Below are 12,570 nucleotides of genomic sequence, written 5' to 3'. Positions count from 1 at the left end.
GGGGCGGCCGCGGGGGGGCGGGGGGGGGGGGGGGGGGCGGCGGGCGCGCTCGCCCGGCACAACCGGGCGCGGGGACCCGGCGGGTGGCTTGCAGGCAGGCACCGCCCTCGGGAGGGCACCGCTGACACGGCGGAGCCGTGTGGTCAGAGCATGATCACCGCGAGGTTGAACGCCGTCAGGGAGGTCAAGGTGAAGACGGCCACGAACAGCCCGAACCAGAACAGGAAGGGCAGTGCTACCAGCGCGCAGAGTGGCGCCAGGACTGCGGCCGGCACGATGCTGATCAGGAAGTTGAACGGCCACCCGGAGGACACCTCGAACAGACCGATTCCCTGCACGTAGGGCTCGAACGGGGCCCGCAGAGCTCGGTGCCAGGGATCCGGCCGGGTGTAGAGGTTGTCGTTGAAGCCCTCGGCCAGGTACATCCCCGCCCAGAGGAGGACGACCGGCGTCAACATGACCAGATAGCTGTGCCAGGGCACGGTCAGGGTGGTCGTTGCGCGGATGACGGCACGGGTTGCGAGGCAGAGGAGCCCGGTGGTGGCCGAACTGAGGAGCAGGTATCCGATGCCAGCCAGCAGGGCCCGTGACCAGGACGGTACACGTCGTTCGCCGAGCAGCAGCTCGAACTGGTCGAGGGTGCGCGCCGCATCGGACCGCAGGAACCTGTCCGGACTCTCCCGCAAGTTCTCCAGGCTCAGCCGGGCCCGGTGGTAGAGGTCCTCGTCGTCGAGCACGTTCGACCGGAGCATGACCTCGCCGATGCCACGAACGGCCTCGCGCCGCTTTCGCTCGTCCTCGGTCCCCAGGACTTCGTCCGCACGGGAGAGCCTGGCCCGTCCCTGCTGGCGCAGCTCCCGCAGCGGACTGACCTCCCTGGCCAGGTCGCGTTCCTCCTCCGTACGGACCTCCTCGCGCCACTTCAGCAGCACGCGGCCGAGAAGGTCGTGGAACAGCTCGTAGGTGACCTCGTCGCCGCGCATGACCCGTCGCAGGATGAGGGCCGTTCCACCGCAGAGCGCCTCCAAGGTCTGCTCGGTGAGCGCCCGCAGCGACGGCAGTTCGAGAGGGCGCTTGTCCTCGTCGTCACCGAGTCCGAGCTGCAACCTGCTCTGAACGGTGAAGTCCTGTGGCCGGACCAGCCCGACCAGGTCGTCAACGGTGAGCGGGATCTTGCTGCCGGTCGGCGTGACCAGATACCGCACGACAGCGTAGAAGACCCGCCGGTGGTCCAGTTGGAGCGCGTCCTCGAGCTTCGCCTGCAGGCAGCGGCTGAGGACGTCAGCGGCTCTGCCGGCGGTCCGGTAGCCGGCACTGGTGAGCCGCCGGTCCGGGTTGGACCGGTCCAGCTCCCAGAGCCTTCGGCAGACCACCTGGAAGTAGCCCGGCTCCGGATCGGCCTCCGGCCGGCCGGGATAGGGACGGCGGAGGTCGCTCATCAGCTCCTCGAAGAGGCCGTCCTCCACGGTGAACGGCGGGGTCAGCGTCGCCGGTGGCCCCTCGAACGCCTGCCGCAGGGCCTCCTGGGTCATGTGTCCCAGATGTAGCGCGTTCTCGATCAGCATCGGTAGCCCGCGCAGGAGGCGGTCGATTCCGGCAAGGTGGTCCTCGCGGATGCCGAGCACCAGCCGCGCCGTCCGGCCCGAACGGGTCCCGAACGCCCTGAGCTGGGTCCACACCGTCTCCAGCTCGAGCCGGTAGCGCAACGCCTCCTCGAACTGATCGAGGATCAGCACCGGGCAGCGCCCGCTCTCCTCGGCGTAGCAGTCCAGGGTGTCGCACCACCAGTCGGTCGACCGTTTGCTGGGGAACCGGTCGGCGATGACCTCCTGCAACTGGGTGGCCAGCCGCGGCTTCCACGAGTCGACGGTCGCGACCGTGAAGAGGTCGGCTTCGAGCTGAGGTGCCAGCCCGGCTTGGAGGAGCGAGGACTTGCCGACCCCGCTCGGCGCGTAGACCAGGGTCAGTGGCGTCGAGAACACCCGGTCGAACAGCATCTGCGCCTCGTGCGCACGGCCGAAGAACAGATGTTCCTCGTCGGTCCTGTACGGCCGCAGGCCCACGTACGGATTGGGGATCGCCCCGTCGGTGGTCATCTCGTTCCGCCTCCGACCGGCGCTTGCAGCCTCGCCTCCAGCTCCGTCACGAAATCCGCGAGGTCCATGTCGAAGAGCCGGACCTCTCGCTTGTCCCAGAAGTCCCTCTCCACCGGGTCAAGACGATTCCGCACGCCCCAGGACTTCACCATGCCCTCGACCTTGCCGAGCCGGCGCTGTTGAAGCTTGTACAGGATGACTCGTAGGTTCCAGTCCTGGAGGGAGTAACCGAGGAAGAGCATCCGCCGGCGCTGCAGCATGTGCCGCACGATCGACCTGGGGGGTACCGCCTCCATGGTCACCGAGGCGAGGAACTGGATGTAGTCGCCCTCGGTCACCACGAGGGTGTCGAGGTTCTCGGCCAGCCGGTGGGCGAAGCCGCCGTGGAGCTTGTAGACCAGTGTCTTGCCGTTGTACTTGGTGATGTCGAACTCGCTGCCCTTTTCGATGCCTTCGAACCGCTCCCGGCCGCTCTCCCACACCTGGAGGTCGTGCTCGCTGTCGGGCGAGCTGTCCTGGATGACCAGGGCGTAGGGTCGGCCGACGCCGTCCAGCGCCTGTTCGAGCTGGCAGTCGTAGTTGGTGGTGATGATCAGGAACGGGCTGGACTCCGGCGGCTCGATCCTGGCCAGCAGCTCTGCGGTTGGCGCCGGCCGGAGCCCGCGCTGCTCTTCGAAGAACAGCTTCCTCAAGCGCTCGAAGACGTCCTGCCGACTTGCGACTGCATCTACGTAGAACTGTGTCACCCGGGTGAGCGGGTCAGCTGCCTCCGTTCCGCCGGGGTAGCCACCCCATGCAGTGATCAGTCGCTTCGCGAGCCCTCCGGCGTCGGGAAGAATGCCCTCACGGTCCTCGGGGATCCCTGCGAAGGAGGCGGCGGCCCCCAGGAAGGGCACTACTTGGCCATCCTGCAACTGTTCGGCGATCAACCCGTAGGGCGGGTCCTGGTCCGGGGTCATGGTTGTGGCCCCTCTCGGTCGCCAACGACCAGCACATCGCTGAGCGTTCCGACGTCCGGTCCCGACGTGACGCGGATGTCGTAGGCACCCGGGGTGAGCAACCCCAGGTCGATCGGCAAAGGGGAACCGGTGACCGTGACCGAATGCCTGGTCGGCCGGCCCTGCGGGGCCCGGGGGCTCACGGTCACCTCGACTGCTACCGAGTCCTGCCGGCTCCGGCCGTCGGCATTGTTCAGGGACAACTCGACGCTGACCGGCTGATCGGGGAGGTAGAGGTTCTCACTGCGGTAGCCGAACCAGGCGGGTTTGCCCTCCCGCAGGTCGTCGCCCCGGGCACCCCGGAGGTCGTCGATCGAGATGTCGTCGAGGGATTCGAGAACGCCCTTGAGGTGATCGAGAAGTGGCCTCTGTGTCTGAAGGCTGGCGTGGGGCTGGGCGGCGAAGGTGCTGGCGCTCTCGCTCCCCGACAGCGCCGCCGAGAGCTTCGGGACGGTGCCGTCACCGCCCTCGTCCTGGTCCTCGCTGCCGCGGAAGTGACGGACCACCGCGCGCGGAGCGTCCGGGCCGTCGGCCAGGTGGGCGGACTGACCGGTCGGTAGACCGACTCCGAGGATTGGACGGTAGACGACTGGGTGGGCCGCCCAGGCCGGATCCTGTCGGTTGGCGGCGGCGGCCCGCTCCATCTCGCTCTGGAAGGACAGCAGGTCCCTGCTCCACTTCGGCTGCCAGTTCGGAAGCCGCGCCTCCGCGGGCATGACCGGGGTACCGGGGGAGCCGTCGGTGCCGTACACGCATCGGTAGACCGGCACCAGCTGGTGGAGCGAGGTGAACGAGCGCAGCAGCTCCGACAGATCCGTGTGGAACGGGCCCAGGCGCTTGCGCAGGCCGTTGCAGAGGAACTCCAGGGCGTTTAGCGAGCCGTAGAACGGTGTGCCGAAGGTGATCACCGCTTTGGTGTCCTGCCAGCCGCCGAGAGCCTCCACGTAGTAGCGGGAGACCAAGCCGCCCATCGAGTGGCCGACCAGGACGAGCTGGGCCTGATCATTGCCGGACTTCTGCCGCCAGTGCTTCAGCCACCCACGGCTCTCCACGAGCAGCCGCCGGGCGGCGGCCCGGATGTCGCGGCGCCAGTCATAGGGATACGGCCGGTAGTTGTCCCCCCTGGTCAGCCCCAGTGTCCGGGTCAGGAAGGTTTCGATCTCCGTGTAGCCGTCGATCTTCCAGATGTTCGCCAGCAGGTGGGCCTCCGGCATCAGCCGGGAGGCGACGATCCCGTCTCCCAGATCGTCGGCCTGCCAGTCGTCGCCTTCCAGGGCCAGCCGATCCACCGAGCGCCCAAGGGTGAGCAGGGCGGTGAGCGCAGCCTGCGGTGTCGGCGCCCACACGTCCCGGCCGTCTCTGCGCAGCACACTGCCGGTGATGCCGGGAAGCAGGACGACCAGGTCGCCGAAGCGGTTGGCGTTCACTGCAGCCTCCTGGTGGTTGCGGAGGGCATCAGCTTCGCCGTCGGGTCGCCGTAGTGCTGATAGGCGGCCCACGCACTGTGGCGCAGGTAATGCGAGCCGGCATCCTGGTGGGCGCGTTCCCCGTAGACCGCCTCCCGGGCGGCACGCACAGCGTCGCCGACAGGTGCCGGGCCGCCCTCGGCCGGGTTGAGCAGCACGGCGTAGAAGCGGCGCGCGAAGGTGACGGCCAGTTGGTCCGGCACCCGCCAGGCGGCGCCGATGTAGTGGGCCACGCCGGCGCGCAGGAACTCGTCCGCGAGTGTGGAGACGAACTGGGCTGCGGGTTTCACCGCCAGCCGCTCCTCGGTGGCCGGACCGGTCCGCCCGCCGACCGGGACGGTGCCCGTCCTGGAGGACCAGCACGCGTTGGCGAGCACCATCCGCGGGGGCCGTTCCAAGTTCATCAGCTCGCGGCCCGTGAGCAGTCCGTCGGCGAACTGCCAGCCTGACCGGCGTCCCTCCCCGGGTACGTAGTCGCCGTGCCCGCAGTAGTGGACGATGTCATAGCCGGAACTGAGCAGGACGCGCAGGGTGTCCAGGCGGGTGGCCACCTCGATGTCCAGTTCCCCGAAGTCCGGCTGCTCGGACGGGACCGAGTCCGGCGACCCGAGGAATGCGGTCACCTGCACCCCGAGGCTCTTGAGGGTCTTGACGGTTTCCACAGCCTCCTTCCGCGCACCGTCCAGCCGGTGGGCCGCGTCGCCCGCATCGCCGATCACGAGCGCTCGCGGCATCTCCCCTGCCACGTTCTCCGGGCCGACCCCCGTGTACTCCGTGCGCAGCCGACGCGCGATGGGGGTACGCACCGCCAGCGGTTTGGCGCCCGCGTCAAGCCCCTTGCGGATGTCGGAGAGGAACTCCCAGGGCAGCAGCGCAGTCGTCCGGTCGAGGTCCAGCACCACGGCTGACTCGTCGGCGACCAGGTGTTGGAAGTCGACCGGCACGACCAGGCGGGAGAGCAGGGACGGCAGTTGCTCGGTGTCCTGCTGGCTCGGCTCGGTGAGCCGGTCGATCAGTTGCTTCAGCAGCTCCCAGTCGACCGGGACCCGCCGCTCCGGCAGCGTGGCGAGCGCGGTCAGCGCCGACCAGTAGAGGCCGTCCTCACCGCCTCGAACCGTGATGCGCACCGGCAGGGCCCGGTCCGTCGTCTCCTGGGTGACCGCCAGCGCGAGTTCGGCGGGATCCGTCTGGACCAGGTCGGCCAGGTGCGCACGCAGCGAGTCGCGGATCGGTGCGTCGACACCGTCCATGACCACCGCCATCGCGGCGGCGCGCCCCGCCTCGTCCGGGTCGCTCCTGTCTGCTGCGCCCGCGGTCGACGAGCCGTCGATGAGCCTGGTGAGTGCCTTCACCGCGTACACGGTCGCGGAGGACCGGGAGAGTCGGCCACCAGCCTCCGGGCGGAAGTCCGCTGTCACATGGATGACGCCGGGAACGGTGCCGGCCTCCGCCAATAAGGCCCTGACGAGTTGATCGGCGCGCAGCCGGTCCTGCTCGACCACGAGCACCTCGGTCAACTCCGTTGAATCCACGGGAGGTGCGGCGGCCAGGCCGCGCAGGAGGGCCCGCGCGGCTTGGGCCAGGGGCAGATTTCCGGCGCCGGCGCCGATCAGCACCGTGGCCGCCGTGCGCACGTCGCCCAGGGTCATCAGCTCCGCCCAGAGGGACTCGTACATCAGCGCTGCGCGACGCTCGGTGAACGTCCCGACCTGCCCCATGCCGACGACCGCGGCGCGCTTGACCGGCTCGCCCTTGGACGGGAAGTACTGCACTTCGCCGAGCTTCCCGTTGATCCAGCCGTGCCTGGTGTGCTCGGCGATCAGGTGGTGGGATTCTCCCGAGATCGCTCGGTCGAGGGCGAGCTCGGCGGCGGTCGGTGCCACTCCTTGGTAGTGCCCGGTGACATGGACGTCCGCCGGGACCTGGGCCAAGTCTCCCCATACCACCGTCACTGTGAGGCTGGGTGTGACCTTGGAAGGCGGCGATTCACTCTCCGCCGCCACCACGGCCGTGTTGGCGGGCACTGGCTCGCGGTCGAGAAGTGCCCCGATCGAGATCTCAGGGCCGCTCATGTCGATATCCCCTCAATAGGGGTATTTCGCTTCCTTTATCAGTTCCTCACGGATCCGCGCGGGCTGTCAACGGGTCCCGGCTTGCTAGCTGTGCGTGACTGGTTGTGCGCGGATCCGCGCAGCGAGGAGGGGCCCGCACCGGCGGGCCCCTCCTTGTGCGCTCAGCGGGTGGTTACAGGGCTGAGCACTGGCCCAGCCGGGAGTTGGTCACGGTGTTGGGGTGACCGTCGTTGGTGGGCGGCGGGGTGTTGGCGGCGCAGGACAGGGAGCCGCCGATCGTGTTGCCCTCGATCTCGGCGCGGGTGTCCTCGGGGAACGGGCCGGTGCCGGTGGTGCCTTGGACCTGGACCGATCCGCCCACGTGGTTGGCGATGACCTCCAGGCCGCTGTGGTTGCTGGTCAGCAGCAGGGATCCGCCGACGTGGTTGCCGGTGCAGCCGTCGTCACCGGGGTCGCCCACGACCACGAAGCCGGAGGCGCCGGAGACGCTCGTGGTGCCCGTGGTGGTGGAGCCGCACATGGCGAACAGGGTGGCACCGGTGACCAGGACGGCGCCGTGGACCGTCGAGTTGCTGATGAACAGGGCGCCGTCACCGGTGTCGTGCACGGTCCCGTTGACGGTGGCGCCCAGCAGGCAGGTGCTCGGGCCGCTGGTGAACAGTTCGCCGGTGGTGCCGGTGATGGTCCTGGCGCAGGCCACGGTGTGGCTGGTCGACTCCAGGCCTCCGGCCAGGTAGTTCCCGTCACCGCCGTACTGCGCGGTGAGGGTGTGGGTGCCGGGCAGCAGGTTGGCGAAGCCGACCTGGGCCCGGGCGCAGTTGGTGCCGCCGCCGGGTGCGAGGGTGCCGGTGCCGAGCAGGGTGGCCCCGTCCCGGACGGTGACCGTTCCGGTGGGCGGTGCGGTCGGGTTGGTGCTGGCGCCGGTGGCGCAGACGGTGTCGGTGACGGTCACCGGCTGACCGAACAGTGAGGGGTCGGGGGCGGAGGTCAGGGTGGTGGCGACCGGTGCCTTGCCGACGTTCTGCACGAGGCTCATCGCCGTGTCGCCCACGTAGTTCGGATCACCGCTGTAGACGGCGTCCACGGTGTGCGGGCCGGGGGTGAGCGTGGCGATGCCGGCGGAGGTGGCCGTCCCGGTCGTGGTGTCGACCGCCACCGGGGTACCGAGCTGGGTGCCGTCGACCTTGAAGGTCACCGTGCCGCCGTCCGGCGCCGGGACGACGGTCGCGGTGAAGTCGACCGACTGGCCGAACACCGAGGGGTTGGCCGAGGAGGCGAGCGTCGACCTGGTCACCTGCGGGACGGCGAAGAAGACGGTGTCCGTCGGCTGGGCCGTGGTCCGGTTCAGGCCGCTCAGGTTGCCGATGAAGGCGCCGTAGAAGGTGGTGCCGACGGCCTTGAGCTGCTCGTAGTCGCCGAACAGCCGCTGGGTGGGCTGGCCGCTGTTGCCCACGGCCGTCGTGAACGACTGCAGCACCGTGTCGCCGAAGGTGGCGCCGTGGTCGGTGCTGCGGGCGAGGTGGGCCGAGAACTCGGGGAAGCCGCTGGCGTTGGTGCCGTCGTTGGTGAGGTACAGGACGCCGATCGTGCCGTCGCCGAGGACCGCGACCGAGGGCAGCGCCGCGTCGGTCGAGGTGGACACGTTGACGGCGGCGCCGACGGTCATGCCGCCCGCGCCGTTGTCGGTCAGGCGGCGGATCCGGATCTGGTTGTTGCCGGAGACGTCCGCGCCGTAGGCCACGTAGACGTCGCCGTTGGTGGGGTCGACCGCGGCGTGGTCGATGCCGCCCTGCAGGGAGTTCACGCCGCCGAACTTGTAACCCGAGTTGCCCTGGCGGGTGTTGTCCGTGGAGACGGCGATCCCGTCGGTGCTGCCGCCCAGGGTCCAGGTGGCGCCGGCGTCGGTGGACCGGTTGAGCATCAGGGTGACGTTCTCCGGCTGGGTGCCGCCGCCGCCCTGCTGGTAGAGCGCGTACATGGTGCCGTTGCGCGGGTCGGCCGCCACCCGGAGCCCGCCGTTGATGACGCCACCGCTGAGCGCGCCGGTGCCGGCCGCGTTGTCGCGAGTGATGTTGACGGGGCTGGCGCTGTTGGGGGAGACGGCCACGTGGTCGTGCGGGACGCCGCCGCGGAAGTCCTGGTAGCCGACGTAGACGTCGTCCTGGCTCGCGGTGGTCGGGTCGCGGTTGACGATCAGCCAGGGCTGGTCGGCGTTGGTGTTGGCGGCGCTGGTGAGCTGGGTGGTGGTGGGGGTCGGGTTGTTCCAGCTCCACGACGCGGCCTTGGTCGGGTCGGTGGTCGAGCCGGTGACGATCTGGTTCCCACCCGTCAGGAACGAGCCGTAGAGGGTGCCGTCGTGCCCGAAGTCGATGGTCTGGTCGTTCGGACCGCCGGCGGTGTTCGCCACGCCCGGGGGCGGCGGGATGGTCGCCTCGTCCGTCCAGGTGACCCCGCCGTCGGTCGAGTACACCAGGTCGGAGTTGCTGTTCCACGGGAAGGTGAACCGGGTGATGGCGATCTGCTGCGGATTGGCCGGGTTGACCGCAAGGGAGGCCTCCCCGCCCGTGGTGGCGCCGACGGCCGCGTCCACGTCGACGACGTACGCCCCGGGGGCCCGGACGGAGGGCCGCACCACCCGGGGGCCGGTCGGAGTGACGCGCGGCGACCGGTCGGGCGGCTGGTCGCTGCCGCCCTGCACCGCCAGCGCCGACGGCCGGTCGGCCGCCCGGGCCGGCAGCGGCAGCAGCACCGGGCCGGCGGCCAGGGCGAGCGCGAGCGCCGCACCGAGCGGCCGCCCGAGCGGGTGCGACCAAGGTCGAGGTCTTACGGGTTCCACCGGTGGATCCTCTCGTCCGGACACAGCGTGGTGACAGTCTGTGACGGAGCTGAGGGAGATGGTCACGCGACACCGGCATCGACCACCCGTTCGCCCACGGAATGACGCCGTTCGGTGGATCGGGGCCGGCCCGCCGCCGGAGCTGTCCCGAGCCGTCGCGGTGCCGCGCTCCCGGCGCGGACGTGCTGGGAGGCTTGGCGCCGAGCCATGGTGATGCGGCGTCAGGGGCACCGGGCCGAGTCATCTTTATCGTTTCGCAACGTGATCGTTCTTCCCCCGCCGTCGGCCGAACCGGAAGGCTTCAGCCAGCTTTGCCGGGCAGCGCGACCGCGCGCCCGGCAGTCACCGGGGAGGAGTTACCAGGTGCCCATCCGGCATCAGCGACGGCTCATGATCTGCGCCGTCACCTTCATCAGCACGCTCGGTCTCGCCGCCACCCAGGCCGCCGCAGCACCCGCCGGCACCGCGCTGCCGTTCAACGTCCGCCACCTGGCGGACGTCGCCGCCAAGCGCGCGGCCCACCAGGCTCCGGCCGGCAGCCGCAAGAGCGCGCTCGCGACCGCCGGCTCCACCGCCGCGGGCATCGACCGCGGCGGCGACGACGACGCGCTGAACTCGGCCGAGTCGACCGCCCAGTTCACCGAGGCCCGCACCGCGCCCGGCGTGGTGGCTCCCGGCGCCTACGGGGCCGCCTGGTCCCAGCTGCAGTCCATGGACCACACCTCGGGCACCTGGGACCAGGTCACCAACAAGCCCTACAACTCGGACGACCCGCGCTACCGCGACGTCAACTCGAACTCCAGCGGCGGCTCCGGCGACGTCACCGGCCGGATCACCGGCATAGCCGCCGACAACGACGGCTACGTCTACGCGGGCGGCGCCAACGGCGGTGTCTTCCGCTCCCGCAGCGGCGGCGGCCACTGGGAGTCGATCTCCGACAAGCTGCCGTCGCTCTCCACCGGTGCGCTCGGCCTGGACGGCTCCGGCCGACTCTGGTACGCCACGGGCGAGGCCAACACCGGCGCCACCTCCTACGTCGGCACCGGCGTCTACGTCCTCGCCGACCCCAAGCACGGCACCTTCCAGCCCGGCAACCGGGTCGGTGGCGCCGAGCTGGAGTCCACCACCATCCACGCGCTGCGCTTCGCCGGCGGCAAGGTGTGGGCCGCCACCAGCCGCGGCGTGTGGAGCCACTCCAGCAGCGACCTGTCCGGTCCGTGGCACCTGGAGTTCGCACCGAACCCGGACTACCTGCCGGGCGGTTCGATGGCCGCCGACCCGAGCGCCCCGTACAAGAACATCGCGAACGACATCGCGATCGACCCCAAGGACCCGTCGAAGGTCCTGCTCGCGGTCGGCTGGCGCAGCGGCGACACCTACAACGGCTTCTACAGCAAGGCGGCGGACGGCAGCTGGCAGCGCGTCAGCTCGCTCGGCGACCTGCCGACCGGAGCCGGCGGCGTCGGCAACGTCACCTTCGCCCGCTCCGCCGACGGCTCGCGCTACTACGCGATCGACCAGTCGCCGACGCTGCTCACCAGCAACCCGGACAGCGGCCTGCAGGGCATCTACGTCTCCAAGTCCGGTTCCCCGTTCGGTCCGTGGACGCTGATCGCGGACAAGGACAAGCTGATGGGCTCCGGCTCCGCGCTGACCAGCGCGGGCTACGAGCCGGGCATCCAGTCCTGGTACAACCAGTTCCTCCAGGTCGACCCGAACAACGCCGACCACCTCTACGCCGGCCTGGAGGAGGTCTTCGAGACCGCCGACGGCGGCGCCAGCTGGAAGACCCCCGGCCCCTACTGGAACTTCGGGTTCGCCTGCTGGTCGATCGACCCGACCAAGCAGACCGGCGACTGCTCGCAGACCACCCACTCCGACCAGCACGCGGTCGCGGTGGGCAGTTACCACGGCCAGACCTCCGTCTTCGTCGGCAACGACGGCGGCATCTACAAGCGCCCGCTGAACGGCGCGACGGACGCCTCCGGCCACGCCACTGACTGGACCTCGCTCAACGACGGCACCATCGACACCCTGCAGTACTACTCGGTGGGCGTCGGCAAGGACCCGGCCGGCCACGGCTACGTCGTCAGCGGCGGCCTGCAGGACAACGGCCAGTCCGTCCTGCGCGCCCGCGACAAGGTGATGGGATCCAACTTCGGCGGCGACGGCGGCGACACCATCGTCGACCCGAACAACGGCTGCAACATCGCCCAGGAGTACACCAACCTGGACATGTGGGTCACCCAGGACTGCGGCGTCAACAACGGCGCCTGGACCACCGACCCGTCGAAGGCCACCGAGTACGAGGTCGCCCCGCCGGACAAGGACTCCGGCGCCGCGCGGTTCATCGCCCCGATCGCCGCCGACGCGAAGAACCCGAACAGCTGGGTCGCGGGCGGCCAGCACATCTGGGTGCAGAACAAGGGCTGGGCGATCCGCAGCGGCAGCGAGTGGACCAGCGCCTACGACCTGGGCGCCGGCCACCTCGCCACCGCCGTCGTCGCCTCGGGCGGCACCGTCTACGCCGGCTGGTGCGGGCCCTGCAACAACCAGGGCTTCACCCGCGGCATCGCCACCGGCAACGCGGACGGCACCGGCTGGCACCAGCTCAACCTGCCCGTCGACGGGACCCTCCCGAACCGGTACGTCTCCGGCTTCGACGTGGACCCGGCCAACGCCCAGCACGTGTACGTCACCATCAGCGGCTTCTCGCGCGCGTGGACCGAGGGCCCCGGGGCGGGCATCGGCCACGTCTTCGAGTCGCACGACGGCGGCGCCAACTGGACCGACATCAGCGCCAACCTGCCGGACGTGCCCGCCGACAGCATCCGGGTGCTGCCGAACGGCGGCCTGGCCCTGGGCACCGACCTGGCCGCGTTCTACCGCGCCCCCGGCGACTGCGAGTGGCAGGTGCTCGGCAAGGCCCTGCCCACCACCACCGTGATGGAGCTGCGGGTCGGCCCCGACGGCAACCTCTACGCAGCCACCCACGGTCGCGGCATCTGGTCCTTCGACCTGCGCCGCCTGGGCCACGGGCGCGGCGACGAGGACGGCAACGTGCAGGGCTGACGCACCGTCGCCGACCATGACCGGGGTGCC

6 protein-coding genes are annotated in these 12,570 nt (G+C 70.3%); 1 reads left to right on the top strand and 5 read right to left on the bottom strand.

What is annotated here, in order from left to right:
* Nucleotides 1-143: 143 nt before the first annotated feature.
* The 5 genes from ACFW1A_RS30930 to ACFW1A_RS30910 all read right to left on the bottom strand — a co-directional run bounded on the left by ACFW1A_RS30930 (nt 144) and on the right by ACFW1A_RS30910 (nt 9,468).
* Nucleotides 144-2,096 (bottom strand): hypothetical protein, encoded by a 1,953-nt coding sequence (locus tag ACFW1A_RS30930; protein WP_380414604.1) that lies wholly within the window; start codon nt 2,094-2,096, stop codon nt 144-146.
* Nucleotides 2,093-3,055 (bottom strand): SIR2 family protein, encoded by a 963-nt coding sequence (locus ACFW1A_RS30925; RefSeq protein WP_380414602.1) that lies wholly within the window; start codon nt 3,053-3,055, stop codon nt 2,093-2,095. The genes ACFW1A_RS30930 and ACFW1A_RS30925 overlap by 4 nt, the downstream gene beginning before the upstream one ends.
* Entirely contained in the window at nt 3,052-4,521 is a 1,470-nt protein-coding gene (locus ACFW1A_RS30920; RefSeq protein WP_380414600.1) for a hypothetical protein, read from the bottom strand. The genes ACFW1A_RS30925 and ACFW1A_RS30920 overlap by 4 nt, the downstream gene beginning before the upstream one ends.
* A complete protein-coding gene (locus ACFW1A_RS30915) occupies nt 4,518-6,632 on the bottom strand; it encodes a CHAT domain-containing protein (RefSeq protein WP_380414598.1) in 2,115 nt (704 codons plus the stop codon). The genes ACFW1A_RS30920 and ACFW1A_RS30915 overlap by 4 nt, the downstream gene beginning before the upstream one ends.
* Before the next feature lie 172 nt (nt 6,633-6,804).
* Nucleotides 6,805-9,468, bottom strand: coding sequence for an Ig-like domain repeat protein (locus ACFW1A_RS30910; protein ID WP_380414596.1), 2,664 nt, complete (start codon nt 9,466-9,468; stop codon nt 6,805-6,807).
* Between the two features lie 390 nt (nt 9,469-9,858).
* Between ACFW1A_RS30910 and ACFW1A_RS30905 the strand changes: the two genes are divergently transcribed.
* The gene (locus ACFW1A_RS30905) at nt 9,859-12,540 is read left to right on the top strand and encodes a glycosyl hydrolase (RefSeq protein WP_380414606.1); all 2,682 of its coding nucleotides are present in this window, start codon (nt 9,859-9,861) and stop codon (nt 12,538-12,540) included.
* Nucleotides 12,541-12,570: the final 30 nt, after the last annotated feature.

The sequence above is a fragment of the Kitasatospora sp. NPDC058965 genome, from assembly GCF_042741245.1.
In the GTDB taxonomy this organism is placed as follows: Bacteria; Actinomycetota; Actinomycetes; order Streptomycetales; family Streptomycetaceae; genus Kitasatospora.
Note: the sequence above shows the minus strand (reverse complement) of the source record. Positions and strands in the feature narration are given on the sequence as shown.